At 68.0% G+C, this 24,780-nt stretch carries 24 protein-coding genes and 2 pseudogenes; 18 read left to right on the plus strand and 8 right to left on the minus strand.

Annotation, left to right across the window (positions count from 1 at the left end; translation table 11 throughout):
• Window positions 1-31: 31 nt before the first annotated feature.
• From rnc to smc, 5 genes are all read left to right on the plus strand, one after another.
• Window positions 32-754 (plus strand): ribonuclease III, encoded by a 723-nt coding sequence (rnc, locus tag GJV80_RS03805; protein WP_370518839.1) that lies wholly within the window; start codon window positions 32-34, stop codon window positions 752-754.
• Complete coding sequence (mutM, locus tag GJV80_RS03810; protein WP_154686754.1) at window positions 738-1,583, plus strand: bifunctional DNA-formamidopyrimidine glycosylase/DNA-(apurinic or apyrimidinic site) lyase; 846 nt, start codon at window positions 738-740, stop codon at window positions 1,581-1,583. The genes rnc and mutM overlap by 17 nt, the downstream gene beginning before the upstream one ends.
• 41 nt (window positions 1,584-1,624) lie before the next feature.
• Complete coding sequence (locus GJV80_RS03815) at window positions 1,625-2,518, plus strand: YwqG family protein (RefSeq protein ID WP_195909144.1); 894 nt, start codon at window positions 1,625-1,627, stop codon at window positions 2,516-2,518.
• Between the two features lie 295 nt (window positions 2,519-2,813).
• Complete coding sequence (locus tag GJV80_RS03820; RefSeq protein ID WP_154686756.1) at window positions 2,814-3,485, plus strand: GtrA family protein; 672 nt, start codon at window positions 2,814-2,816, stop codon at window positions 3,483-3,485.
• 130 nt (window positions 3,486-3,615) lie between these two features.
• Window positions 3,616-7,206, plus strand: coding sequence for a chromosome segregation protein SMC (smc, locus tag GJV80_RS03825; protein ID WP_154686757.1), 3,591 nt, complete (start codon window positions 3,616-3,618; stop codon window positions 7,204-7,206).
• Here the strand turns inward: smc and GJV80_RS03830 are convergent, their stop codons facing one another.
• Complete coding sequence (locus tag GJV80_RS03830; protein WP_154686758.1) at window positions 7,207-7,692, minus strand: hypothetical protein; 486 nt, start codon at window positions 7,690-7,692, stop codon at window positions 7,207-7,209.
• 162 nt (window positions 7,693-7,854) lie between these two features.
• Here GJV80_RS03830 and GJV80_RS03835 point away from each other — a divergent pair, with 162 nt between their 5' ends.
• Both GJV80_RS03835 and ftsY read left to right on the plus strand, forming a co-directional pair.
• Window positions 7,855-8,100 carry a hypothetical protein gene (locus tag GJV80_RS03835; RefSeq protein WP_154686759.1) on the plus strand — a complete coding sequence of 82 codons (246 nt, stop codon included), beginning with the start codon at window positions 7,855-7,857 and terminating at the stop codon, window positions 8,098-8,100.
• Window positions 8,101-8,137: 37 nt separating this feature from the next.
• Window positions 8,138-9,358, plus strand: coding sequence for a signal recognition particle-docking protein FtsY (gene ftsY / locus GJV80_RS03840; RefSeq protein ID WP_154686760.1), 1,221 nt, complete (start codon window positions 8,138-8,140; stop codon window positions 9,356-9,358).
• A gap of 22 nt (window positions 9,359-9,380) precedes the next feature.
• Here ftsY and GJV80_RS03845 read toward each other — a convergent pair whose 3' ends face one another.
• The gene (locus GJV80_RS03845) at window positions 9,381-11,225 is read right to left on the minus strand and encodes a sodium:proton antiporter (RefSeq protein WP_230208105.1); all 1,845 of its coding nucleotides are present in this window, start codon (window positions 11,223-11,225) and stop codon (window positions 9,381-9,383) included.
• A gap of 121 nt (window positions 11,226-11,346) precedes the next feature.
• Here GJV80_RS03845 and GJV80_RS03850 point away from each other — a divergent pair, with 121 nt between their 5' ends.
• Window positions 11,347-12,009 carry a bifunctional 2-polyprenyl-6-hydroxyphenol methylase/3-demethylubiquinol 3-O-methyltransferase UbiG gene (locus tag GJV80_RS03850; protein WP_154686761.1) on the plus strand — a complete coding sequence of 221 codons (663 nt, stop codon included), beginning with the start codon at window positions 11,347-11,349 and terminating at the stop codon, window positions 12,007-12,009.
• 156 nt (window positions 12,010-12,165) lie between these two features.
• Here GJV80_RS03850 and GJV80_RS03855 read toward each other — a convergent pair whose 3' ends face one another.
• A complete protein-coding gene (locus GJV80_RS03855) occupies window positions 12,166-13,524 on the minus strand; it encodes a GH1 family beta-glucosidase (protein WP_154686762.1) in 1,359 nt (452 codons plus the stop codon).
• Between the two features lie 165 nt (window positions 13,525-13,689).
• Here GJV80_RS03855 and ffh point away from each other — a divergent pair, with 165 nt between their 5' ends.
• Window positions 13,690-15,249, plus strand: a complete 1,560-nt coding sequence (gene ffh / locus GJV80_RS03860) for a signal recognition particle protein (RefSeq protein ID WP_154686763.1) — start codon at window positions 13,690-13,692, stop codon at window positions 15,247-15,249.
• A 68-nt stretch (window positions 15,250-15,317) separates the two neighbouring features.
• On the opposite strand, the pseudogene GJV80_RS03865 reads toward ffh, so the two are convergent.
• Window positions 15,318-15,719 (minus strand): annotated as a pseudogene (locus GJV80_RS03865) (glutamate--tRNA ligase family protein); the annotation flags it as partial.
• Between the two features lie 103 nt (window positions 15,720-15,822).
• Between GJV80_RS03865 and GJV80_RS03870 the strand changes: the two are divergent.
• Complete coding sequence (locus tag GJV80_RS03870; protein WP_154686764.1) at window positions 15,823-16,401, plus strand: DinB family protein; 579 nt, start codon at window positions 15,823-15,825, stop codon at window positions 16,399-16,401.
• Window positions 16,402-16,570: 169 nt separating this feature from the next.
• Here the strand turns inward: GJV80_RS03870 and GJV80_RS03875 are convergent, their stop codons facing one another.
• The 3 genes from GJV80_RS03875 to GJV80_RS23100 form a co-directional block, all read right to left on the minus strand.
• Window positions 16,571-17,440, minus strand: a complete 870-nt coding sequence (locus GJV80_RS03875; RefSeq protein ID WP_230208106.1) for a hypothetical protein — start codon at window positions 17,438-17,440, stop codon at window positions 16,571-16,573.
• On the minus strand, window positions 17,367-17,714 hold the full coding sequence (locus GJV80_RS23635) for a hypothetical protein (protein WP_230208107.1): 348 nt from the start codon (window positions 17,712-17,714) through the stop codon (window positions 17,367-17,369). Before GJV80_RS23635 ends, GJV80_RS03875 begins: the two co-directional genes overlap by 74 nt.
• 98 nt (window positions 17,715-17,812) lie before the next feature.
• On the minus strand, window positions 17,813-18,334 hold the full coding sequence (locus GJV80_RS23100; RefSeq protein WP_195909145.1) for a hypothetical protein: 522 nt from the start codon (window positions 18,332-18,334) through the stop codon (window positions 17,813-17,815).
• Window positions 18,335-18,457: 123 nt separating this feature from the next.
• Here GJV80_RS23100 and GJV80_RS23105 point away from each other — a divergent pair, with 123 nt between their 5' ends.
• Both GJV80_RS23105 and GJV80_RS03890 read left to right on the plus strand, forming a co-directional pair.
• Window positions 18,458-18,868: a VOC family protein gene (locus tag GJV80_RS23105; RefSeq protein ID WP_195909146.1), complete on the plus strand. Its 411-nt coding sequence runs from the start codon at window positions 18,458-18,460 to the stop codon at window positions 18,866-18,868.
• Complete coding sequence (locus GJV80_RS03890; protein WP_154686767.1) at window positions 18,865-19,998, plus strand: amidohydrolase family protein; 1,134 nt, start codon at window positions 18,865-18,867, stop codon at window positions 19,996-19,998. Before GJV80_RS23105 ends, GJV80_RS03890 begins: the two co-directional genes overlap by 4 nt.
• Here the strand turns inward: GJV80_RS03890 and GJV80_RS03895 are convergent.
• The gene (locus GJV80_RS03895) at window positions 19,995-21,362 is read right to left on the minus strand and encodes an ADP-ribosylglycohydrolase family protein (RefSeq protein ID WP_154686768.1); all 1,368 of its coding nucleotides are present in this window, start codon (window positions 21,360-21,362) and stop codon (window positions 19,995-19,997) included. The two genes, GJV80_RS03890 and GJV80_RS03895, sit on opposite strands and share 4 nt — an antisense overlap.
• Window positions 21,363-21,687: 325 nt before the next feature.
• Here GJV80_RS03895 and rpsP point away from each other — a divergent pair, with 325 nt between their 5' ends.
• The 6 genes and pseudogenes from rpsP (at window position 21,688) to GJV80_RS03920 (ending at window position 24,748) form a co-directional block, all read left to right on the plus strand.
• Window positions 21,688-22,137: a 30S ribosomal protein S16 gene (rpsP, locus tag GJV80_RS03900; protein ID WP_154686769.1), complete on the plus strand. Its 450-nt coding sequence runs from the start codon at window positions 21,688-21,690 to the stop codon at window positions 22,135-22,137.
• Between the two features lie 2 nt (window positions 22,138-22,139).
• On the plus strand, window positions 22,140-22,424 hold the full coding sequence (locus GJV80_RS03905) for an RNA-binding protein (protein ID WP_154686770.1): 285 nt from the start codon (window positions 22,140-22,142) through the stop codon (window positions 22,422-22,424).
• Between the two features lie 20 nt (window positions 22,425-22,444).
• Window positions 22,445-22,603, plus strand: a pseudogene (locus GJV80_RS24920) (ribosome maturation factor RimM); the annotation flags it as partial.
• A 160-nt stretch (window positions 22,604-22,763) separates the two neighbouring features.
• Complete coding sequence (locus GJV80_RS24925; protein WP_370518840.1) at window positions 22,764-22,982, plus strand: PRC-barrel domain-containing protein; 219 nt, start codon at window positions 22,764-22,766, stop codon at window positions 22,980-22,982.
• Window positions 22,979-23,707 (plus strand): tRNA (guanosine(37)-N1)-methyltransferase TrmD, encoded by a 729-nt coding sequence (gene trmD / locus GJV80_RS03915; protein ID WP_154686771.1) that lies wholly within the window; start codon window positions 22,979-22,981, stop codon window positions 23,705-23,707. The genes GJV80_RS24925 and trmD overlap by 4 nt, the downstream gene beginning before the upstream one ends.
• 60 nt (window positions 23,708-23,767) lie before the next feature.
• Window positions 23,768-24,748, plus strand: coding sequence for an SDR family oxidoreductase (locus tag GJV80_RS03920; protein WP_154686772.1), 981 nt, complete (start codon window positions 23,768-23,770; stop codon window positions 24,746-24,748).
• Window positions 24,749-24,780: the final 32 nt, after the last annotated feature.

The following is a 24,780-nucleotide window of genomic DNA, read 5'->3' on the forward strand; positions in this document are numbered from 1 at the left end:
GCCGGCCGTGGCAGAACCTTGGCGCGCCGGCGTGCTCGAGGTGCTTGCCGAGCTCGGGATCACCATCGGACCCGAGCTGATGGACCGTGCACTGACCCATCGCTCGTACGCATACGAGCAGGGCGGTCTGCCGACCAATGAACGGATGGAGTTCCTCGGAGACGCCGTCCTGCAACTCGTCGTCACCGAGCACCTCTACCTGACCCATCCCGACATGTCCGAGGGGCAGCTGGCGAAGCTGCGTGCCGCTGTGGTCAACTCCCGCGCGCTGGCCGACGTCGCCCGCGGCCTGGACCTCGGGTCGGTGATCAAACTGGGCCGCGGCGAGGAGACCACCGGCGGCCGGGACAAGTCCTCGATCCTGGCCGACACCACCGAAGCGGTGATCGGCGCGGTGTTCGTCGAGCACGGCATCGACCGGGCCCGGCTCTTCGTGCATCATCTCTTCGACCGGCTGATGGACCGGGTCGCCACCCTCGGCGCCGGCCTGGACTGGAAGACCAGCCTGCAGGAGCTGTGCTCGCTCAACGGTCTGGACGCGCCGCAGTACCTGGTCACCGAGGCCGGACCGGACCACGCCAAGACGTTCACGGCAAGCGTGCTGCTGGACGGGCAGACCTACGGGCCCGGTGAGGGTCGCAACAAGAAGGAAGCCGAGCAGAAGGCCGCCGCGATCGCCTTCGACGCAGTGCGGCAGACAGCCGGTGCGGCCGGGCCCGGCGCCGCGACCGACGACGGTGCCGGAACTCCCTGAGGTCGAGGTCGTCCGGCGCGGACTGGACCTCGCGATCACCGGCCGCACCATCAGCGCCGTCGAGGTGCTGCATCCGCGGCCGGTCCGCCGGCACCCGGCCGGCCCCGACGATTTCGCCGCCACCCTGGTCGGGCGGACCTTCCGGCAGCCTCGACGCCGCGGAAAGTACCTCTGGCTGCCGTTGACCGACGGCGACGCGATCCTGGCCCATCTCGGCATGAGCGGCCAGTTCCTGGTCGCCGACCATGATCAGCCCGACGTGCGCAACACCAGGATCCGGTTCTGTTTCGCCGACGGCGGCCAGCAGTTGCGTTTCGTCGACCAGCGGATGTTCGGCGGGCTGTCGCTGTCACCGGGTGGCGCGGAGCTGCCTGGCGAGGTCAGCCACATCGCGCTCGACCCGTTCGATCCGGCCTTCGACACGCCGGCCGTCGCCGACCGGATCCGCGGCAAGCACACCATGATCAAACGCGCACTGCTCGACCAGACCGTGGTCTCCGGAATCGGCAACATCTACGCCGACGAGGCACTCTGGCTGGCCCGGATGCACTACGCCCGTCCCACCAACACGATGACCCGCAAACAGGTGATCACCGTCCTCGACGCGGCACGGGAGGTGATGGCCGGAGCACTGGGCCAGGGCGGCACCAGCTTCGATGCGCTCTACGTCAACGTCAACGGCGACAGCGGCTACTTCGACCGCTCGCTGGCCGTCTACGGGCGCGAGGGCCTGCCGTGCCGCCGGTGCGGACACCTGATCCGCCGTGAGCCGTTCATGAACCGGTCCTCGTTCCGCTGCCCGCACTGCCAGCGGGCGCCACGCCGCTGAGCCGGTCGATCGACCTGCGACCCAGGTCGTACGGTTGCCTCGTGAACGCCTTCTGGGATCGCTGGCGCAAGCAACTCACCGAGCCGTCCAGGCCGTCGAGAGCAGCCACCGGCGCGCTGGCGCCGCACCTGATCGATCACGTCCGCGATGTGCTGGGAGCAACCGCGACGCCGTGCGCGATCATCGGCATCGCCGGCGCGGCGACCGATCCGACGCAGAGCTTTCTGACCGGACATCCGTATCTGCCCGCCGGATCGACCTGGCCGGAGGGCCGTCACGGACCGCAGGTGTTCGTCGCCCAGATCAACTTCGCCGAGGTCGGACAGTTGCCCGGGTTTCCTACGAGCGGCCTCCTGCAGTGGTTCGTCGATCCCGACGACAGCTACGGGCTGACGTTCGACGACACGGCCGGCGCCACCGGTTTCTCGGTGCGCTGGTATCCCGAGCCGTCAGCGCCGAGCCTCGCCCGGCCCGATGCCCCGACACCGGTCGACCAGGCCGAGGAGGTCCCGATGGAATTCGTCGGCCCGACGGCGGTGACCTTCCGCCCAGGGGCCAGCATCCCGTCCTGGGACGAACTGCCCGCAGCGCTCCGCCAGGACACGGTCTGGGAGCGGGTGGCGATGGCGTTCGGGGAGAACCGGTCGGAGCCGGCCTTCGTCTACGACGAGTACGTCCGTGGTGGCACCGCGGTGCTCCCCGACAACGGAACCGGCAGCAAGATCGGCGGCTATCCCACCTTCACCCAGCAGGACCCGCGGGGCAGCGGCGACTATCCCGAGCCCGGAACGCCCGCTGCCGGATTGTTGATCGAACTGGACTCCATGGACGTCGGCGGCTGGGGCGATTCCGGGGTGGCCCACCTGTTCGGGGATCCGGTGGCGTTGGCCCGTGGCGATCTCAGCGGTATCCGCTATCACTGGGACTGCATGTGACCCGGCTGCCTGTTGACCCGACTGCCTGTTGACCCGGCTGCCTGTTGACCCGGCTGCCTGTGACCCGACTGCCTGTGACCCGACTGCCTGTGGCCTGGCTGAACGCGACCCGTCCGGTCCGACGGATTCCTGGATGCAGCGGTGGCATCCGGCACCGCCTCACCGAACACCTGCTGGCCGTCGGCGGGCACATCGGCCACTGGATCCGACCATCCGCCCGCCGTCAGGGCAGGCCACGGCCGCCTTCCGCGCGCATTCCGGGCCCGGCGCGGGAGCCGGGTAGGCTCGACCGATCGTGAGACGTCTCGGGCACTACCTCTTCGTACGCCACCGCCACAACTGGCTGCAGCTGATCCGCTTCGGCCTGGTCGGCGGTTCTGGCGCGCTGGTGAACATGCTCGTGGTGATCGTGCTGAAGAAGGTCGGCCCCAACTACCGCGACGTCTTCATCGACCTGCCGCTGACCGATTTCAACGTCCGCTGGTATCACGCGTTCGTGACCGTGGCGTTCCTGGTCGCGAACTTCTGGAACTTCGTGATCAACCGACGCTGGACCTTCCGGAGCACCAAGCACGCGGCCTGGTTCGCCGAATATCCGCCGTTCCTGGCGGTCGGCGCCATCGGACAGTTGATCGGGTTGGGCCTGGTCACCGCGTTGATCCACTCCGGTTCGCCGATCTCGCTGCCGGACAGCGTCTTCGACGACTCGACCGGTTTCCGTACCAAGCTCTACTGGGCGCAGCTGATCTCGATCGTCGTCGTCACACCGGTCACCTTCGTGGTGAACAAGCTCTGGACGTTCTCCGCGGTCCGTACCGGGCGGCCCACCCATCTGGTGCCGATCGACGGGGAGTCACTGACCTCCGACGAGCTGGTCGCAGAGCGCAACCCGCAGCCGTCGGCGCAGCACCCGGACGAGCGGGAACCTGCTGCAGCCGCGCCGCCGGAGGGTCGCGCGGCGAGTTGACCGCGTAAAGTCAGCGGGCCCGACTAGAGTGAAACGGCCTTCCCAACCGGCCGGATCTGCCCCGGTGGATCCACCCTTGTCGGATCAACCAGCCCTGCACGACCCAAGCCAGCACACGAAGGGGGAGCGCGTGTATCTGAAGAGCCTGACCCTGAAGGGCTTCAAGTCCTTCGCTTCGGCCACCACGCTGAACTTCGAACCTGGCATCACCTGCGTTGTCGGTCCGAACGGCTCCGGCAAATCCAATGTCGTCGATGCTCTCAGCTGGGTGATGGGCGAGCAGGGAGCCAAATCGCTGCGCGGCGGCAAGATGGAGGACGTCATCTTCGCCGGCACCTCCGGCCGGGCGCCGCTGGGTCGTGCCGAGGTCGTGCTGACGATCGACAACGCCGACGGCGCGCTGCCGATCGACTATTCCGAGGTCACCATCAGCCGGACGATGTTCCGCAACGGCGGTTCGGACTACGAGATCAACGGCCAGCGGGCCCGGCTGCTGGATGTCCAGGAGTTGCTCTCCGATTCCGGGATCGGCCGGGAGATGCACGTCATCGTCGGTCAGGGCCAGTTGGACACGATCCTCCAGGCGACACCGGAGATGCGCCGTGGCTTCATCGAGGAGGCCGCCGGGGTCCTGAAGCATCGCAAGCGCAAGGAGAAGGCGCTTCGCAAGCTGGAGGCGACCGAGACCAACGTCAACCGGCTCAACGACCTGGTCGCCGAGGTACGCCGCCAGCTCAGGCCGTTGGGCCGGCAGGCCGAGGTCGCCCGCAAAGCCGCCGTCATCCAGGCCGAGGCACGTGACGCGAGGTCCCGGCTGCTGGCCGACGACCTGGTCCAGGCGACGCTATCGCTGGAGAGCGATCTGGCCGACGAGGCGCAGCTCAAGGAACGGCGTCAAGGACTGGAGAAGCGACTGGAGGCGGCCCGGGCCGCCGAGCTGGAGGCCGAGGAGACGGTACGCGCCCAGGTGCCGCGACTGAACCAGGCACAGGACGTGTGGTATTCGCTGGCCGCGTTGCGGGAACGAGTCGCCTCGACCATCTCGATCGCCGCCGAGCGGGTGCGCAACGCCCAACGCGACCCTGGTGAGGAGCGCCGCGGTCGCGACCCCGAGGAGCTCGAGGCGGAGGCCGACGCGGTGGCCGCCCAGGAGGAGGCGCTGGCCGCCGAGGTCGGGCAGAAGTCCGAGGCGTTGACCGCGGCCACCGATCGACGGACGACCGCCGAGGAGGCCCACGCCGCCGAGGAGAAGCGACTCGCCGGTCTGGTCCGGGCCGCGGCCGACCGGCGGGAGGGCCTGGCCCGACTGCACGGTCAGGTGAACTCGATGCGCAGCCGCGCCGAGGCTGCCGATGAGGAGATCGGACGGCTGAGCGCCGCCCTGCAGCGCGCCGAGGAGCGCGCCGAGGCGGCCGCGCGGGAGTTCACCACCCTGGAGACGAAGGTCGCCTCGCTCGACGACGGCGAGTCCGACCTGGACTCCGAACACGAGGACGCCACCGAACGCCTCGAACAGCTCCAGGCCGAACTCGAACGGCTGCGTACCGAGGAGGCGGCGGCCAACACCGAACGCGGTGCGGTCGCCGCCCGGCTGGAGGCGCTGCAGCTGGGACTGAGCCGCAAGGACGGCTCCGCGGCACTGCTCGCCGCCGAGGACCGGGTCAACGACCTGTTGGGATCGGTCGCCGCGCTGGTCAGCGTGGAGCCCGGCTACGAGGCGGCTGTCTCGGCGGCCTTCGGAGCCGCCGCCGATGCCGTCGCGGTGACCGGACTGGACGCCGCGGTGTCCGCCTTCGACCAGTTGCGCGCCGACGACCTCGGCCGCGCCGGGTTACTGCTGGCCGGGGCACCGCAGACCGATTCACCGGCGGACTGGCCGGTGTTGCCCGAAGGCGTCCGGTACGCCGCCGATGTGGTCAGCTGCCCCGATGACCTGCGTCCGGCGGTCAACCGGGTACTGCGCAAGGTCGCCGTGACAGCCGATCTCGCCGCCGCCCGGGAACTGGTCGCCGCGCTGCCGGACCTCACGGCGGTCACCCGGGACGCCGACCTGCTGTCCGCACATTTCGCCGCCGGCGGCTCCAGCGCCCAACCGAGCCTTATCGAGGTGCAGGCCGCCGTCGACGAGGCCGAGCAGAAGCTCGCCGACGTCACTCACACCTGCCAGCGTCTGCGCTTCGCCCAGGCGGACCTGGCCGAGCAGCGGGCTGCGGCCAAGCAGGAGGTCGAGTACGCCCTCGCCCGGCTGCACGAATCGGACGCCGAGATGGCCGCGCTGGCCGAGGAACTCGGCCAGCTGAATTCGGCAGCCCGGTCCTCCCGGGAGGAGGCGACCCGGCTGAAGCGGGCGATCACCGAGGCCGAGGAGGCCCGGGAGCAGACCGTCATCCGGCTCGCCGAACTGCAGGAGCGGCTGGAGGCAGCCAGCGCCGAGGAGACGGACGAGGAGCCCGATCCCGCCGAACGGGACCGGCTTGCCGAGGGGGCCCGGCTCGCCCGGGCCGCGGAGATGGACGCCCGGCTCGCCCTGCGCACCGTCGAGGAACGCGCCCGTGCGCTCTCCGGCCGGGCCGACGCCCTGCGACGGGCGGCTGACAACGAACGCGCTGCCCGCGCCCGGGCGCAGGCCCGCCGCGAGCGGATGCTGCGCGAGGCTCGGGTGGCCGCCGCCGTACACACGGCAGCCGGCCACCTGGCCGGCCGCATCGAGGCATCGATCAGCCTCGCCGATGCCGAACGGAAACAGGCTGAGGCCGGTCGTGCGGAGGCCGAGGAGGCGTTGACGGCCGCGCGGAGAGGTGCCCGGGAGTTGTCGGCCGAGCTGGAGTCCTTGGTCGACACCGTGCACCGGGACGAGATGGCACGCGCCGAGCGGCGGATGCGGATCGAAACCCTGGCCGAGAAGTCGATGAGCGAACTCGGCGTCGAGGCTGAGACGCTGATGAAGGACTTCGGACCGGAGATACCGGTCCCGGTGCTCACCGACAAGGACGGCAACGCGCTCGACCTGGAGAACCTGCCGCAGGACGAGAGACCGGAACCGGTGCCGTACGTCCGCGAGGAACAACAGAAGCGGCTGCGCCGGGCCGACCGCGCCCTCAACCAGTTGGGGAAGATCAATCCGCTGGCGTTGGAGGAGTACGCGGCGATGGAGGAGCGGCACGCGTTCCTCGCCGAACAGGCCGAGGACCTCCGCAAGACCCGCCAGGACCTGTTGTCGATCATCGCCGACGTCGACGCCCGCGTCGAGCAGGTCTTCGCCGAGGCGTACACCGACGTCGAGAAGGCGTTCACCCGGGTCTTCGAACGGCTGTTCCCCGGCGGCGAGGGCCGCTTGGTGCTCACCGAGCCGGGCGACTGGCTGAACACCGGAGTCGACGTCGAGGCCCGGCCGGCGGGCAAGAAGGTCAAACGGCTGTCACTGCTCTCCGGCGGCGAACGTTCGCTGGTCGCGGTCGCCTTCCTGGTGTCGCTGTTCATCGCCCGGCCGAGTCCGTTCTACATCCTGGATGAGGTCGAGGCAGCCCTGGACGACACCAACCTCGGCCGGCTGCTGGAGATCTATGAGGAGCTCCGGGAGAACTCCCAGCTGCTGGTGATCACCCACCACAAACGCACCATGGAGGTCGCCGACGCGCTCTATGGGGTGACGATGCGCAACGACGGCGTCTCCGCGGTGATCAGTCAGCGGCTTCGGGAAGCCCAGGCGTCGGTTGCCTGATCACCGACCCGCGCCGCGCGCCCGGTCAACCGGGCCAGCAGCACGGCGCTGATCACTCGGGTAGTCCAGCACAGCGACCAGCGCGAGGGTGATCATCACCAGCATCCCCGGTCCTTCGACGTAGGACCAGCGGAAGTGTCCGGGCAGCCAGAGTGCGGCGAGGAAGATCAACGTTGCACCGGCCGACGTGGTCAACACCACAGCAGATCCCGGAGCATGCGCGGACCGGTCCCGCGGCGCCCTGACCGGTGTACGGCCCCGATGGGCGAGCGGGCCGAGGGCGGTCAGGGCCAGGACCGCGACGGCGATCAGCATCACAAACGTTGCCGGCCGGCGCATCGCGTACTCAGGATCGATCGTCGTCCGCGCGGCGAGGGCGGTCAGGCCGACGCCGATCAGGAAGACCAGCGGCGTGATGATCAGTCCGCGAACGGTGAGCACCCCGGTGCCGCCGCCGTGCCACGCCGGCAACCTGACAGTTGGCAAAGAGGTTTCCGACACGCCTTCGACCGAGCGCGTTCACAGCTAACGTCGAGGTTGCGCTGCAACAATGATGTATGTACGCCGTCGGGCTCGTGACGCGACGGCGTACGGCAGTTCCTTCCCCGCGCTGCTGATGCCGTGCAACTGTCTGGAAAGGCATGTCTTGTGATCGTCTACGTGGTTGCCATGATCGCGATCCTCGCGGTCGCCGCCGCCGTCGTCGGGTTGGTGTTGGTCGGCATGGAGGGCCGGGGACGTTCCCGGATGCCGTGGCTGGCCGACAAGTTCACCCGGGTCGCCCAGCATCTCAACGGCGAGGTCGAGCCGCCGGAGGGTTTCAACCGGATCGTCGGGCGGTCCCGGGTCGTCCACCGGGAGCGCGGCCGGGAACATTCGACCGCCGGCCACTGATCCGCTCGGGGCAGCCCCGCACCGATAGGCTGACGCGGTGACTGCAACGATCCTCACCCTGATCATCGCCGGCGTCGTCATCGTCGTCGGACTCGTCACCGGCCTGGTCGTCGGGACGCGGCGCAGGCAGCTGCCCGCCCAGGTCCGACCCGAACTGGGTGAGCAGCGCGGCGATCGCGTCGTGGGCGGCCCGGCTGTCGCTGAACGCGAATCCGATTCCGCGGCGGGCACCGTCGAAGCGACCCCTGGGGTGGTCGCCCCCGAACCGGGCATCCAGCCGCCGGCCGAGGCCGCCGCCGAGGAGGCGGCGGAGGTCCCGACGATCGAGAAGCCGGAGGCCCCGGAGAGTCGTCTTGTCCGTCTCCGCCGCCAGCTGTCCGGATCCAACAACGCGCTCAGCCGCGGCTTGTTGACGTTGCTCTCCAGGGATCGGATCGACGAGGAGACCTGGGAGGACTTCGAGGACACGCTGCTGACCTCCGATCTCGGCGTCAAGCCGACCACCGAACTGGTCGATGCGTTGCGGGACCGGATGCGGGTCGAGGGCATCTCCGATCCCGGCCAGGCCCGCGGGGTGCTGCGTGAGGAACTGATCAGACTCGTCGACCCGACGCTGGATCGCTCGTTGGCGATCACCCGCACCGAAACCCCGGCCGTCGTTCTGGTGGTCGGCGTGAACGGCACCGGCAAGACCACAACCGTCGGCAAACTCGCCAGGGTGCTGGTCGCCGAGGACAAGGACGTCGTCCTCGCGGCGGCCGACACGTTCCGCGCCGCCGCGGCCGACCAACTGGAGACGTGGGGCAGCCGCGTCGGCGTACCGACGGTCCGCGGTGCCGAAGGTGCCGATCCGGCCAGTGTCGCCTTCGAGGCGGTGAAGGCGGGTATCGAGGGCGAAGCCGACGTGGTGGTCGTCGACACCGCCGGCCGACTGCACACCAAGACCGGCCTGATGGACGAACTGGGCAAGATCAAGCGGGTGATCGAGCGTCAGGCACCGGTGACCGAGGTGTTGCTGGTACTCGACGCGACGACAGGGCAGAACGGTCTCACCCAGGCCCGGATCTTCGCCGAGGTCGTCGATGTCACCGGGGTCGTTCTCACCAAGCTGGACGGTTCGGCCAAGGGCGGCATCGTCATCCAGGTGCAACGCGAACTTGGCGTGCCGATCAAGCTGGTGGGACTCGGCGAAGGTGTCGACGACCTCGCACCGTTCGAGGCGGAGTCCTTCGTCGACGCTCTGCTTGCCGCCGACTGATCCGGGCGAACGGGGTCCCGGCTCAGAGCCGGGACTCCATCCGAGCGCTGATCGCCGCCTCGTCGTAGTCCAGTTGCTCCAGCATCTCCCGATAGGTGTCGTCGTCCAGCCGGAAGGCGTCACGCTCGGCGGTCAGCGCCTTGCGCTGTGCCGTCAGCATCTTGATCCTGAACCCGTTGATCACCCGCCACCGGTCGGCGCGCTGCTGATCGACGTCGGCGCGTTCCGGTGCCTCGGCCTCCAGTTGCATCGCCTCACGCACCTGCTGGAAACGCTGCAGTTGTTCGCTGAGCATGGCAGCGGTCGCCGGATCGAGATCCGGTCCGGTTCCGCGTCTGCCCCGGCGGTCGCCGGCGTCCTCCTCGGCGTTCTCGGCCGCCGCGTTCCCGGTCCTCGCGGTCTCGATCCTGGTGACTGCCTGTTGGATGACCTCGGAGGCGGCCTGTCGGCTGATTTCGGCGGCGCGGTGACGCTGCTCAGCCTCGTACCTCTCGTCCTCGTCGGAGCGGATGCGTAGTTTGCGGATCAGCGGCGGCAGGGTCGGGCCCTGGATCATCAGCGTTCCGACGGCGACGACGAAGGCGATCATCTGGATCTCTGCCCGTGCCGGGAACGGGCCACCCTGCGCGGTCAGCGGGATACCGGCCGCCGCGGCCAGCGTGACCACCCCGCGCATCCCCGTCCAGGAGATCACCAGATCGTGCTTCAACGGGAGCGTCGCCGACTGCCGCGCCGGCCCGCCGGTCGGCATCTCCCGGCGGCGGTCCGGGTGCCGTCGGTTGTGGCTGGCGATCCGACGCTCCAGCAGCGCCTCCCGGCGGTGTCGGCGTTCCGCCTCTCGCTCGGGGTGCCTGGCGCGCTGCCGCCGCACGAAGGCTGCCTGGAGTGCCAGCCGGCCGTGGTTGAGCAGCACGTAGGCCGGTCGGATGGCCAGGACCACCAGCAGCGCCGCCAGCGCCGCGATCAGGACGGTCGACAGTGATGTCTGGGAATCCAGCACCTCGTCGACGATGAACTTCATCTGCAGGCCCATGTAGGCGAAGACGAAGGCCTCCAACAGCACGTCGAGACTGCGCCAGACCTGGGTCTCCTGGATCCGCGCGGCATAACCGCTGCGGGCCCGGTTGTGCCCGATCGCGAAACCGGCCGTGACCACGGCGATCACACCGGATGCGTGTAGCTGCTCGGCTGCCAGATAACAGGCGAACGGCAGAACCAGACCCAGTACGGTCTCCAGACCCGGATTGTCCAACCGTTGCTGGAGTCTCTGCACCACGAACGCCAACAGTCGGCCGACGACGATGCCGATCACTACCCCGTATCCGAAGAACAACACGGGCTGGGAGATGAACGCCGTCCGGCCGGTGACCGCGACGGTGGTGATCGTGAACATCGTCAACGCCGCTGCGTCGTTGATCAGACTCTCACCGGTGAGAATCGTCATCACCCGTCTGGGTAGCCCGAGCCGTCTTCCGATCGCCACGGCCGTCACGGCATCCGACGGGCCGACGACCGCGCCGAGCACCAATCCGGCGGCCGGGACCAATCCGGGAACCAGCCAGCTTGCGGTGAACCCGACAGCCATCGCCGTGATGATCACCAGGAGGATCCCGAGCCCGACGATCGGCCAGAGATTCCGGACGAAGTTGATGAAGGAGAACTCGATCGCCGTCGAATAGAGCAGCGGCGGCAGGACGACGCCCAGGATGATCTCCGGCTCGATCTCCAGTCGGGGAAGGCCGGGTATGAAGGACACCACCAGGCCGAGGGCCACCAGCACCAACGGCGGTTGCAGTCCCCGGCGTTGGGCGAAGGCCGTCACGGCTATCGCGGCAATGACCACCAGGAGGAGTTCCACGCCGTTCATGGGGTGAGCGTAAGGGGCGTGCCGATCCCGGCCGCGGCGGACACTTCCGGGTCGGGCGAACAGTGGATCGGTAGTACGTTGCTCGGGTCCGACCTTCGTCGACCCGACGGGATCCAGCACTGTGAGCGATGCAGACGAAGTACGCCGGGGCGCTGCGATCTACAGCAGGCCGGTGTTGCGGATCTACGACCTGGTGGTCGTCCGGCTGTCCAACAGCTTCGTGTGGCGGTGTCACCGCGACCGGATGGTCGAACAGTACGAGCGCTGTGTCGGCCGACGGCACCTGGACGTCGGTCCCGGAACCGCTTGGTATCTGGCGAAGGCATCGCTGCCGGCCGGTGTGATGATCACCTTGGTCGACCTCAACGCCAACAGCCTGGCTCGCGCATCGGCGCGACTGGCGGGGCTGACGACCATTGCCGTACAGGCCGACGTGCTCGCCCCGTTGCCGGACGCCATCGGCCGCTTCGACTCGGTCGCAGCGAACTTCGTGTTCCATTGCCTGCCGGGATCCTGGGCCGTCAAGGGAGTGGCGTTCGGGCATGTCGCTGACCGGTTGGCCGCGGATGGCGTCTTCTTCGGGAGCACGATCCTTGGCCGCGGTGTCCGGCACAATCTGGTGGGGCGTCGGCTGATGGCGATCTACAACCGTCGCGGCATCTTCCACAACGCCGATGATGATCAGGAAGGGCTGGAGAGGTCGCTCCGGGAGCACTTCATGGAGGTGACCGTCACGGTGGTGGGCACCGTCGCACTGTTCCGGGCGCGCGGCCCGCGACGCTGATCGTGGAGCGGTCGGCGGCGGCGCCGCGGGAACCGCACCCATCCCTGTCCAGCGCGGGTCAGGACTCCGCCGCCCCGGGCGCGGTAGCTCTGGTGCTGCACAGCCGGTTCACTGCGCTCCAGCCGTCGCGTCAGCTGCCGTGATCACCCAGAGTGATCAGTTGCCGCCGGCGAGGAAGGCGGCGTACCACCGCCCGCTGGTCTTGACGGTCCGCTGCTGGGACTCATAGTCGACGTGGACGATGCCGAACCGGCGGCTGAATCCCCAGCCCCATTCGAAATTGTCGATCAGGCTCCACACGAAGTAGCCGACCAGTGGCAGGCCGTCACGTACAGCGTCCCGGCAGGCGGCGATGTGCTGCTCGATGTAGTCGCACCGTTCGACGTCGTCGAATCCGTCGGGTCCGGACTGGTCGGGATAGGCTGCGCCGTTCTCGGTGATCATCAGCGGAAGACCCGGGGCGTAGGACCCGGCCTGTCGCAGCACGTCGACGATGCCGTCGGGATGGACCGGCCAGCCCATCTGCGTCTTCGGCGCCCCGGTGTCGACGAATTCGACGAACTCGCTGCCCGGATTCGCGCTCGGCGAACCGTCCCAGGTCCCGGCCGTCGCGGTGTGCCGGCTGTAGTAGTTGATGCCCAGGAAATCGATCGGTGCGTTGATGGCCTCCAGGTCGGCGGACGGTTGGTCGGCGAACCACTCCTGCTCACCGAGATCAGCCAGCACATCGGCCGGATAGTGACCCTGCAGGACGGGTTCGAGGAAGAGCCGGTTCTGCAGCCCGTCGATCCGGCGGGCCGCATCCTGGTCCTGTGCGCTGTCCGAGGCAGGCCGGATCGAGTACAGGTTGAGCGAGATTCCGAGGCGCGCGTCGGGCTGCAGGCGGCGGATGGCCGCAACGGCCAGGCCGTGGGCCAGCAGCAGGTGGTGGACTGCATGGGACGACTCAGAGCCGAGCCGCCGGCCGGGCGCGTGGTGCCCGGAGGCGTACCCGAGGAAGGCCGAGCACCACGGCTCGTTCAGGGTGATCCAGTTGCCGACAAGATCACCGAGAGCCCCGACGGCAGTCTCGACGTATCGTACGAACGCGTCGGCGGTGTCCCGGCTGAGCCATCCGCCGGCATCCTCCAGGTGCTGCGGAAGATCCCAGTGATACAAGGTCGCGTACGGCGTGATGCCGCGTTCGACCACTGCCGTCAGCAGGCGGCGGTAGAAGTCGATTCCGGCGGGGTTCGGCTCACCGTCGGGCCGAAGCACCCGACTCCAGGAGATTGAGAACCGGTAGGCGTTGACGCCCAGCTCGGACATCAGGGCGACATCACCCGCGAACCGGTGGTAGTGATCGGCGGCGACGTCCCCGACGGTGCCGTCGGCGACGGTGCCGGGGATCCGGACGAACGTGTCCCAGATGCTGGGTGTCCGGCCGTCCTCGGCGACGGCCCCCTCGACCTGATAGGAGGCGGTCGCGGTTCCCCAGGCGAAGTCGGCCGGGAATTCGTTCCGGGTGACAGTCATGAGCGCATGCTAGGCGGTCGGCCTCACCTGCTTCCGAGGCAAAGTAGGAAAGCTGTCAACGGACGCCCCGGGTCGGCCCCGGCGAAGTCGGCGAACCGCTATCCCTCCGGCAGAAGGTAGGCTTGCTCGACGTTCGCATCCAGGAAGCGTGACTGAAGAGGATCGATGTTCGACACCCTGCAAGACCGTCTCGCCGCAACCTTCAAAAGTCTGCGCGGAAAGGGTCGACTCTCCGACGCAGATATCGACGCGACCGCCCGGGAGATCCGGGTGGCGTTGCTCGAGGCCGACGTCAACCTGCAGGTGGTCCGGGAGTTCATCGCCGCCGTACGGGAGCGGGCCAAGGGCGCCGAGCTGTCCGGTGCGCTGAACCCCGCCCAGCAGGTCATCAAGATTGTCAACGAGGAACTGATCGGAATCCTCGGCGGCGAGACCCGGCTGCTGCGTTTCAGCAAGCGGCCTCCGACGGTGCTCATGCTGGCTGGCCTTCAGGGCGCCGGCAAGACGACGTTGGCCGGCAAGCTGGCGTTCTGGCTGAAGGAGCAGGGTCATTCGCCGCTGTTGGTAGCGGCAGATCTGCAGCGGCCGAACGCGGTCAATCAGTTGCAGATCGTCGGCGAACGGGCCGGGGTGCACACTTTCGCTCCGGAGCCCGGCAACGGCGTCGGCGATCCGGTCGCCGTGGCCAAGGCGTCGATCGGCGAGGCCGAGCGCAAGTTGTACGACGTGGTCATCGTCGACACCGCCGGTCGGCTCGGCATCGATCAGGAGCTGATGCAGCAGGCCGCGGACATCAGGGATGCGGTCCATCCCGACGAGGTGCTCTTCGTCGTCAACGCGATGATCGGCCAGGACGCGGTGAACACCGCCAACGCGTTCGCCGAGGGCGTCGGCTTCGACGGCGTTGTCCTCACCCAGCTCGACGGCGATGCCCGCGGCGGTGCGGCGCTGTCCATCGCGCGGGTCACCGGCAAGCCGATCATGTTCGCCTCCAATGGCGAGCAGCTGAAGGACTTCGACGTCTTCCATCCCGACAGGATGGCCAGCCGCATCCTCGGCATGGGCGACATGCTCACGCTGATCGAGCAGGCCGAGAAGACCTTCGATGCGGAGCAGTCTGCCAAGGCGGCTGCCAAACTTGCGTCCAAGGACGGCGGCGAGTTCGGCCTGGACGACTTCCTGCAGCAGATGCAGATGGTTCGCAAAATGGGCCCGCTGTCCAAGGTTTTCGGGATGCTGCCCGGGATGGGCGAGCTGAAGGACCAGATCAACAACATCGACGAGAAGGAGATCGACCGGATCGAGGCGATCATTCACTCGATGACGCCCGCCGAGCGGAACGATCCCAAGATCCTCAACGGGTCCCGCAGGGCGCGGATCGCCAGAGGTGCCGGTGTGCAGGTGTCCGCGGTGAACAACCTGGTCGATCGGTTCTTCGACGCGCGCAAGATGATGAGCGCGATGGCAGGCGGCAAGATGCCGAACATCCCCGGCCTGCCGTCAATGCCCGGCATGGTCGGGGGAGCACGAAAGGCCAAGCAGCAGAAGAAGAAGGCCAAGACCGGTAAGCGCGTCTCCGGCAACCCGGCCAAGCGCAACGGTCAGCAGCAGGCGCCGGCTGCGCAGCCGGGTTCGGCCTTCGGTCTGCCGGCCGGAAACGGGCAGCAGGGCAAGGACGAGGACTTCGAGTTGCCGCCCGAACTCCGCAAGATGTTCGACCGGTAGCGTTCAGCCGCCGGGCGACGGCCCGTTCGGTCAGAGGCCGTCGCGCAGCCGCTGCATCCTGGCCAGCACGGATTGCTTGCCGAGGATCGCCATCGACTCGATTGATCCAACGGCAGTCTGTCGGTCGAACACCAACAGTGGTAGGCATGACCTTCGGCAAGCAGACGATCAACGTACGGAGCGTAGGTGTCGAGGCGCTCCGACTGCCGGTATGGCGCACACGGCCCACCGACGTCCGGGCCCTCGTCCCACACCAGCCCCAGCCAGTGCAGGGTGTCGTAGATCTGCGGCTCGCTGTCCGCCTGGTACCGCGCGCGGTCGGTGTCCTCCAGCCGCAGGATGAACCGGCCGCCCTGCTGTCGGGCGAATGCCAGATTGAACAGGGCCATGTACGCGGTGCCGACGTGCGGATCGCCGGTCGGCGAGGGCGCGACCCGGACGCGGGCGGGATGATCGGTCGAGGCAGCCATGGTCTTCTCAACCTAGCTGAGTTCCGGGATCCGATCCCAGCAGGTTTCATGATCACCGAGCCGAACCCATCTGCAGCACCGAGCCATTCCCTAGTATCTCCTCATGCCCAGTACGCCGATCCACCAAGATGATCATGGCTACCTGAGGGAGTCCCGGCGGCAGGTGCTGTCGTGCGTTGACGGGCTCGGCGAGTACGAGCTTCGGCAGCCGATGACGCCGACCGGGACGAATCTGCTCGGCGTCGTCAAGCACTTGATCGGAATCGAGGCCGGTTACCTCGGCCTCTGCCTCGGCAGACCGTTCGAGGAACCATTGCCGTGGATCAGTGACGAGAGCGCTGGACCGAATCGGGACATGTGGGCGACCGCGGATGAGCCCAAGGACTACATCACAAACCTTTATCGGCGCGCGGCCGCCCATTCCGACGCGGTGCTTGCGCAGGTGGGCTTGGCTGCTCCGGCCCGTGTGCCGTGGTGGCCATCGGGATCGCGTACGACCACAACGAGAGCGCTTCTGGCGAGGGTGCTGACAGACACAGCGACCCACGCCGGCCAACTCCAGATCCTCCGGGAACTCATCGACGGGAAGGCTGGCCCGGACCGGAGTGATGCCGGTGATGAGCACTGGTGGTCGGAGTACACACGGCGTCTCAAGGACCTGGCTGAGAGGTTCCGTCAATAGCTCGTTTCCCTTGTCTGCAAGGAAAGTGCGCTGATCGGGTCGTAATCGTACGTCTAATCCATCAGGCCTCGGCCATGGGATCGAGGAGATCCGGCCCGCGCAGGAGGCGGCCCGGTCGGTGGGGGTCGAACCCGTCCGTCGCGGGATGCGGACCGACTACGGGTAGCAGTCAGGAATCCAGCTCCCCGGCGATAATCGGATGACGCAGGATTCCGGCGGCCGGTTGGCCGGAGGTGATCTCGTCTCCACGAACAGCGAGGACCTTGCCGCCGGTACGCAGTACGCGACGGGCGATCTCGTCCGTCACGCTGTACGACCGGTGATCATCCGTGTCGGCGAACTCGATCCGACCGTCCTCGCCGACCTCTCCGGTAACCCGTCGTTCAAGATCGACCAGCAGGGTGTCGACCAAGCCATGTGTGGCTGCATAGGCCAGCGTTGCCAGATCCGTTGACGACCGGCCGCTGCTGCCAAGATCATCAATCCGGTGGTTGAGTTCCGTAACGTCCTGGCGATGTTGATCATCGACGATGGCGCGCGCGGAGGCGACCAGGTTCTCGTCCTGTACCTGCTCCGGATTGCCCGGTATGCCGTTCGTCAGCAGATGCGGATAGCTGTTCACTTGACGGTAGATCGAGGCGATCGGCTCGGCGGCGGCCAGGACGACCGGAAGATCCAACCCGGCAAGCAACGGGCGGAGGGACTGATCAACCTTGCGTGCGTACTGAAGCAACCGCAGCTTCTGCCCCTCCGATCCCTGGATCCGTCTGATCGGGGCACGATCGGACAGTGACGACTTGCCGGCCAGTCCGGCCGCGCTGTCGGGCAGGTCGGGAACCTTCACGACCTCCGAGGGTCCGTCCGCGACGAACTCGATCAGCCGTACCGATCCGGCGGCCAGGGCGAGTACGTACCCGGCCTGTGGGAAGGTGATCGCTCGCAACAGCGGTTTGACGTAGAGCCGATCACCGACCTCGACCTCGCTCGGCAGGCGGTTGGGCAACCGATAGGTCAGGAACAGCTCCGGAGTCGCGAACACCGCGACACTTCGGGATTGTTCCCTCCAGAACTCCCTCGTCGTCGACGAGATCGTCGAGTTCGTCGGTGATCATGTCCAGCTGCCCCGACTCCATACCGGATTGTTCGAGCTGGGCGCGAGCCTCCTTGGCCAGATTCTTGAACTCAAGGCGACTTGCCTCGACCTGTGCGCCGATCGGCGTACTGGGGGCATAGATCGAGACACAGCCCGGGGATTCGACATCAAGCAACTGCTCAATCTGGTGGCGCGACGGTACGTCGGTGTTGAGGCTCACAACGGCTCCTGTTCTCCAAGGACGGATCGGGCCAATCGGGTTCGCTCTCAGTCTGCCGCTGTTGGGATTGGCCGACAAGCAGTCGGCATGCTTGCTGGTTACACCCTGCCCAGCTTGATCACGCCGAGCACTGCATCGGCTTGGCGTCCCGGCTCGACGAACCGGTAGCCGTCCCGCTTGGCGTCGACCCTGCCCGCGTAGCGGTGCAGCACGGCGCGCAACCGGGTGGCGTCGTAGATCGTGACGACGTCCAATCGGGTCGGCCGCCCGTGGATCTCGATGGAACCGTGGTAGAAGCCCCAGCTCAGCTGTTCGAACAGGCGCATCCGCCGGGTGACCGTCCGGCGGAAGCCGAACAGGTCGATGTGCTTGGCCTCGACGTTGTCATAGCGGTCACCCGCCCGACCCGGATCGTACCGATCGGTTCCTGTGTGGAGAATGATGCTGATCAGCTGATCGACGGTCAGATCGGGATGATCATCGGCACTGACACCGCGGGCAATGATCTTGTGCCCGGCGAAGTGCGTGCGGATCGCCTCGTCGACCCGCCGCCCGATGCGGCGATGATCAGGTTCGGTCCGCACCTGATAGTCCGGCAGCGGCACCGTGATCACCGTCATGGGCCGACACCGATCGGCTGCCGGAGGGCGCGGCTCCCGGCGGGCTCGGAGAACACCGGACAAGTCTTGCACCGCGAGGCCGATCGGCCACCGGGTGTCGGAGGGCGCTGGGATGCTCATGCCATGGGACTCAGCGAACCGGTGCTTCGCGCCGTCGACGCCGTCATGGTGTCGGTTCCGGATCTCGACGCAGGCATAGCCTTCTATCGGGATCGGCTCGGGCACCGGTTGCGCTGGCGGAACGACGACCTCGGCCAAGCGGCGCTGGAGTGTCCGGACTCGGCGACCGAGATCGTGCTGTCGACGACGCAGCGCGCCGAGCCCAACTGGCTGGTGCGGGACGCCTCGCAGGCTGCCGAGATCGTGGAGCGAGCCGGCGGTCGGCTGTTGCAGCCGTTGATCGACATTCCCGTCGGCAAGGTCGCGATCGTCGAGGATCCCTTCGGCAACCGCCTGGTGCTGGTCGACCTCAGCAAAGGCGTCTATCAGACCGACGCCGACGGTACGGTCATCGGCGTGGCCCGGGGGGAATGACGGCGTCGATCATTGCGCGTCGGGCACTGGGGAAGAATGCCGTCGTGACGACGAACGGCTCACCCCGGCTGCATCTGGACGGCGTCGTACTCCCCGAAGGGGATCGGCGCGAGTTGTGGATCGTGGACGGGCTGGTTCGTACGGAGCCGGCCTCCGACGCTGTGGACCTGTCCGGGGGCTTCATCCTGCCCGGTCTGGTCGACGCGCATTGTCACGTCGGACTGGAGATGCACGGACCGGTATCGGATGAGGTCGCCGAACAGCACGCCCTGGCCGACCGGGCGGCCGGGGCGCTGTTGTTGCGCAGTCCCGGTTCGCCGACCGACACCCGGTGGATGGACGGTCGCGACGATCTGCCGCGGCTGATCCGCGCCGGGCACCACATCGCCCGGCCGAGGCGTTACATCCGCAACTATGGCGACGAGGTCGAACCGGAGGATCTGGTTGCGGCGGTCGAAGCCCAACTGCCTGGATCCGACGGTTGGATCAAGCTGGTGGGCGACTGGATCGACCGGGACGCCGGCGACCTCACGCCGCTGTGGTCACCAAAGGTGGCCGGGCCGGCGATCGACCGGGCCCACGAACTCGGGTTGCGGGTGACGGCGCACGTCTTCGGAGAGCAGGCTGCCGCCGAGCTCGTCGAGGCCGGGATCGACGGCATCGAGCACGGTACGGGAGTCACCGGCCGGACCGTGGAGCTGATGGCCGAACGGCAGGTCGCCCTGGTCCCGACGCTGATCCAGCTGGAGAACTTCGAATCGTTCGCCGCGCAGGGGGAGGCGAAGTTCCCGACCTACGCCGCCCACATGCGCGCGCTGTACGCGACAAGGCTGCAACGCTTCCGGGACGCGTACGACGCCGGCGTGCCGATCTTCGCCGGCACCGACGCCGGCGGCTACCAGCCGCACGGCCGGATCGCCGACGAGGTGGTGATGCTCGGCGAGCTGTTCGGCCCGGACTACGCGTTGGGAGCTGCCTGCTGGCGGGCCCGTACCTGGCTCGACCGTCCGGATGCCCTGGCCGACGGCGCGCCGGCGGACCTGGTGATCTTCGAGGAGGATCCGCGGAAGGATCTGCGCGCGCTGAACCATCCGCGGTCGGTGGTGCTGCGGGGCAACCTCGTGTGCTAGACCGCCGGTTGCTGCTGGTGCAGTCGGCGCGCGACCTCGATCGTCCGGTCGGCCAGCGCCGAGATCCGTGAACCGTCGAAGCCGAACAGCGCACTGTGCAGGGTGTCCTGTAACGGTTCGGTCCAGTTCGTCGGGATCCTCGCCGCGCCGCACAGCACTCCGGCGACGGAGCCGGCGGTCGCGCCGTTGGAGTCGGTGTCGAGGCCGCCCAACACGGTCAGCGCGATCGTCTGGGTGAAGTCCCCGTCGCCCCATAACAGACCGGCGGCGATCACTGCGGCGTTGTTGATCGTGTGCACCCAGCCGTAACGGCCGTAGCGCCGGCCGATGCGTTGCCGGGCGGCATCCCATTCCAGGCCGGCAGCGTGCATGCCGAGTACGTCACGGAGCGCTTCGGCCAGTCGGGACCGGGTCGGCACGAGTCCCAGGGAGACTTCGAGGGCCTCCCGGGCAGAGCCGGCCGTGAAGGCCGCGGCAACCAGCGCGGCGGCCCACATCTCGCCGTAGATCCCGTTCGCCACATGTGAGACGGCCGCATCGACGTAGCCGAACCGTGCCGCCGCTGCCGGATCTCCGGCGCAGGCGTAGCCGAAGGCGTCGGCCCGGATCTGCGCGCCGATCCACTCCCGGTACGGGTTGCGCCGGGTAGCTGTTTCGGGCGGACGCAGGCCCATGGCCAGGTTGCGATAGGCCACCCGCTCGGCCGTGTAGGTCTGGTGCATCGGGAGCAACAGCAACCAGCTGTCGGCCACCGCGGCGGAGGTCAGGGCGGCGCCGTGCTGCTCCAGGAGATGCAGGCCGAGGATGGTGTAGTCGACATCGTCGTCCCGCGAACTGCCGGCGATGTTGCCGCGGGTGGTGTCCACCCAGCAGTCGCGCAGTTCGTAACCGGCCGGCACCGGATCCAGGACCGGGAAGTAGTCGTCCAGGGGCCAGGCACCGGCGAGTTCGAGGTAGGAGCGCAGCCGCTCCGGCGTCCAGTGGTCGCCCCACTCGACCGGCTTGCCCAACATGTTGCCGGCGACCCTGCCGAGCCAGCCGCCCAGCACCTTGTCGTGCAACGCCGGGTCGCCCAACGCTGTGCCGTTGTAACTGCGATCGCCGGCGAGCGTCGGCACGGCCTGCACGAGGTCGTTCCAGTCCGTTGGCTCCTGGTACGGCCAGTCGGTCGGTTCGGGCAGCGATTCGAGTTCGGCGTACAGTCCCTCGAGCCGGGCAGCCGTGTCCGTCCCGATTGCTGCGCCCGAGGCCGGAACAAGCTCGCGGAACCGCTTCGCGATATCGGTCACGTCGTAGCCGGTCTCGGCTCGCTGACTGATCTCGTTCTCGACCAGGTCGGACCAGACGGCGGAATCGTGGGGCATGAACTCACCTGTCCTCTGTGCACCGACCGGTGGCCGGGCAGGATGGAAGGCCGGCCGGATGCAGGGTTGTGCAGAATGATGGTCGGCTCCGACCGTGGGAGTCAACGTCCTCCGGGCAGTCGGGCCGGCCGACGTCGGGTTTTCGCTGCGCGGTGCCGGTCTGGCAGAATGTACGGCGCGTCTGCGACGCGTCGGTGCCCTCTCATCACCGATGTGCGCCGTCCACCCGAATCTCCGCCCGGTGCCCCACTCCGGAGCGCGTGATTCACCCGTTCCTGGCCAGGCAGATCCTGGGCCAGTATCCCTACAGGAGAAACCACCCACCGTGGCTGTCAAGATTCGTTTGAAGCGTCTGGGCAAGATCCGGACGCCGCACTACCGCATCGTCGTCGCCGACTCCCGTACCAAGCGGGACGGTCGCGCGATCGAGGAGATCGGTCAGTACCACCCGAAGAACGATCCGTCGGTCATCAAGGTCGACTCCGAGCGGGCCCAGTACTGGCTGTCCGTCGGCGCCCAGCCGACCGAGGCCGTTGTCGCCCTGTTGAAGCGGACCGGCGACTGGCAGAAGTTCTCCGGTGACACCAGCCCGTCGGGCATCGATCCGCAGCCGGAGAAGAAGGACAAGCTGGCCGCGTTCAACGCCGCGCTCGCCGAGAAGGGCAGTGAGCCGGTCTCGGCCGCGATCACCACCGAGAAGGCCGACAAGGCTGAGAAGGCCGATGCGCAGGCCGAGGCGGACAAGCCGGCCGACGACGAGAAGTCCGAGGCCTGAGCGTGCTCGCCGACGCGCTGGATCACCTGGTCCGCGGCATCGTCAGCCATCCTGACGACGTCCACGTCCGGGACAAGGATCTGCGCCGCGGCCGGTTGCTCGAGGTGCGGGTCCATCCGTCCGACATCGGCAAGGTCATCGGTCGGAACGGCCGGACGGCGTCCGCCCTGCGGACCGTCGTCGGCGCCCTCGCCGGGCGGGATCAGGTGCGGGTCGATTTCGTTGACCTCGAGCAGCGTGAGCGTGGCGGTCGCGGCGGTGGCCGCGGCCGTTCCCGCCGCCGCTGAAGCCGTACGACCGCGGGTCGATGTTCACCGAGATCACTGTGGGCGTGATTGCTCGCGCCCATGGTGTCCGCGGTGAGGTCGTGGTCGAGTTGCGTACCGACGAACCCGAGCGCCGGTTCGCACCAGGTGAGGTGTTGCGCCCCGAGGAGGGGAGTGGCACCTTTACTGTTGCCCGGACCCGGGAGCACCAGGGCCGCTGGCTGGTCACCTTCGAAGAGGTACCCGACCGGAACGCCGCTGGAGGGTGTCCGCGGCGTACGACTGGTGGCCCAGGTGCCGGAGGACGAACGCCCGACCGGGCAGGACGAGTACTACGACCGGCAGTTGGTCGGACTGGCGGTGCACACCGCGGACTCCGACGACCTGATCGGTCGCGTCGCCTCGGTGCTGCACCTGCCGGCCCACGACGTCCTGGAGATCGCCACGGGCGAGGATCTGCGCCTGGTGCCCTTCGTCAGCGAACTGGTTCCGGTCGTCGATCTGGAAGCCGGGCGGATCGTGCTCTCCCCGGTCAGCGGCCTACTGGACGACGATGCGGAGACCGAGGGCGGCGGATGAAGATCGACGTCATCTCGATCTTCCCTGAATATCTTGACCCGTTGCACCTTTCCTTGGTCGGTAAGGCGATCGAGAACGGCATCGTCGACCTCGGCGTGCACGATCTTCGGAACTGGACCCACGATCGGCACCGCACGGTCGACGACACCCCCTACGGCGGTGGCGCCGGGATGGTGATGAAGCCCGAGCCCTGGGGAGAGGCGCTGGACGAGATCGCGCCGGGGGACCATCAGGGCCGCCTGTTGATCATGTCGCCCTCCGGGCGCCGATTCACCCAGGGGTTCGCCGACGAGCTGGCCGCCGAGGAGCATCTGGTCCTCGCCTGCGGCCGCTACGAAGGCATCGACGCCCGGGTCGCCGCCGACGCCACCCGGCGGATGCGGGTGGACGAGGTGAGCATCGGTGACTACGTCCTCAACGGCGGCGAAGCCGCGGCTCTGGTGATCATCGAAGCCGTCGTCCGCCTGCTGCCCGGCGTGATCGGCAACCCGGAATCGTTGACCGAGGAATCGCACGCCGCCGGGCATGACCAACTCTTGGAATACCCGCTCTACACCAAGCCGGCGAGCTGGCGTGGCCTGGATGTGCCCGAGATCCTCTTCTCCGGTCATCACGCGAAGATCGCGGCCTGGCGCCGGGAGCAGGCCGAACGGATCACCCGCGAACGTCGCCCCGATCTGCTGCCGTCCGATCCGGACGGCGATACCGGCTCCGACCCCGCCTGATCCGCGGCGTAGGTTGATCACCGAGTCGGACGACAGCGACCATCGCAGCGAAGGGCGATCATGGCGAATCTTCTGTTCATCGGCGGTACCGGAATCATCAGCGCAGCGGCGGTGCACCGTGCGACTGCGCTGGGACACCAGGTCACGGTGCTCAACCGTGGCCGTTCGTCCAGCCGTACGCTTCCTGAGCAGACCGAACTGCTGACCGCCGACGTCCGCGACCCCGACTCGGTACGCTCGGCGCTGGGGACGCGGGAGTTCGACGCCGTGGTCGACTTCGTCGCCTTCGTGCCGGAGCACGTGCAGACCGATCTCGACCTGTTCACCGGCCGCACCGGACAGTACGTCTTCATCAGCTCCGCCTCGGCCTACCAGAAGCCGCCGGTCACGGTGCCGGTGACCGAGGAGACGCCGCTGGTCAACCCGTTCTGGCAGTACTCCCGGGACAAGATCGCCTGCGAGGAGTTGCTGCGCGGCAGCAGCGGGATCAACTGGACGATCATCCGCCCCTCGCACACCTACGACCGCACCGCGTTGCCGACCACCGGCGGTTGGACGATCATCGACCGGATGCGGCGCGGGCTGCCGGTCTTCGTGCACGGTGACGGCACCTCGTTGTGGACGCTGACCCACACCGACGACCACGCGGTGGCGCTGGTCGGACTGCTGGCCAATCCCGCCGCGTACGGCGAGGCGTACCACATCACCAACGAGGCGCCACTGGCCTGGAACGACATCTACCTCAAGCTCGCCCGGGCCGCGGCTGCCGAGCCGAACCTGGTGCACGTCGCCTCGGAAACGATCGCGGCCATCCACCCTGCCTGGGGACCCGGCCTGGTCGGGGACAAGGCGTATTCGATGATCTTCGACAACAGCAAGGTCCGCACTGTTGTGCCGGAGTTCGCGCCGGTGATCGATTTCGACGAAGGCGCCCGGCAGATCATCGATTGGTACGACGCCGACGAGTCGCGGCGGGTCGTCGATCCTGAGGAGAACGCGGTGATCGACCGGATCTGCGCGGTCGCCACCTCGGTCGGCTGACGCACAGCACTGTCGTCGGCTGTCATCGCCGC

Origin of the sequence: Microlunatus sp. Gsoil 973, assembly GCF_009707365.1 — a bacterium.
Classification (GTDB): domain Bacteria; phylum Actinomycetota; class Actinomycetes; order Propionibacteriales; family Propionibacteriaceae; genus Microlunatus.

Bases quoted from the DNA above. Each gene is read 5' to 3' on its own strand.
- trmD (WP_154686771.1), top strand. From the start codon at position 22,979: ATGAAGATCGACGTCATCTCGATCTTCCCTGAATATCTTGACCCGTTG.
- GJV80_RS03870 (WP_154686764.1), top strand. From the start codon at position 15,823: ATGCCCAGTACGCCGATCCACCAAGATGATCATGGCTACCTGAGGGAG.
- GJV80_RS03845 (WP_230208105.1), bottom strand. From the start codon at position 11,225: ATGAACGGCGTGGAACTCCTCCTGGTGGTCATTGCCGCGATAGCCGTG.
- GJV80_RS03890 (WP_154686767.1), top strand. From the start codon at position 18,865: ATGACGGCGTCGATCATTGCGCGTCGGGCACTGGGGAAGAATGCCGTC.
- GJV80_RS23100 (WP_195909145.1), bottom strand. From the start codon at position 18,334: ATGACGGTGATCACGGTGCCGCTGCCGGACTATCAGGTGCGGACCGAA.
- GJV80_RS23105 (WP_195909146.1), top strand. From the start codon at position 18,458: ATGGGACTCAGCGAACCGGTGCTTCGCGCCGTCGACGCCGTCATGGTG.
- GJV80_RS03895 (WP_154686768.1), bottom strand. From the start codon at position 21,362: ATGCCCCACGATTCCGCCGTCTGGTCCGACCTGGTCGAGAACGAGATC.
- GJV80_RS03920 (WP_154686772.1), top strand. From the start codon at position 23,768: ATGGCGAATCTTCTGTTCATCGGCGGTACCGGAATCATCAGCGCAGCG.
- ffh (WP_154686763.1), top strand. From the start codon at position 13,690: ATGTTCGACACCCTGCAAGACCGTCTCGCCGCAACCTTCAAAAGTCTG.
- GJV80_RS03855 (WP_154686762.1), bottom strand. From the start codon at position 13,524: ATGACTGTCACCCGGAACGAATTCCCGGCCGACTTCGCCTGGGGAACC.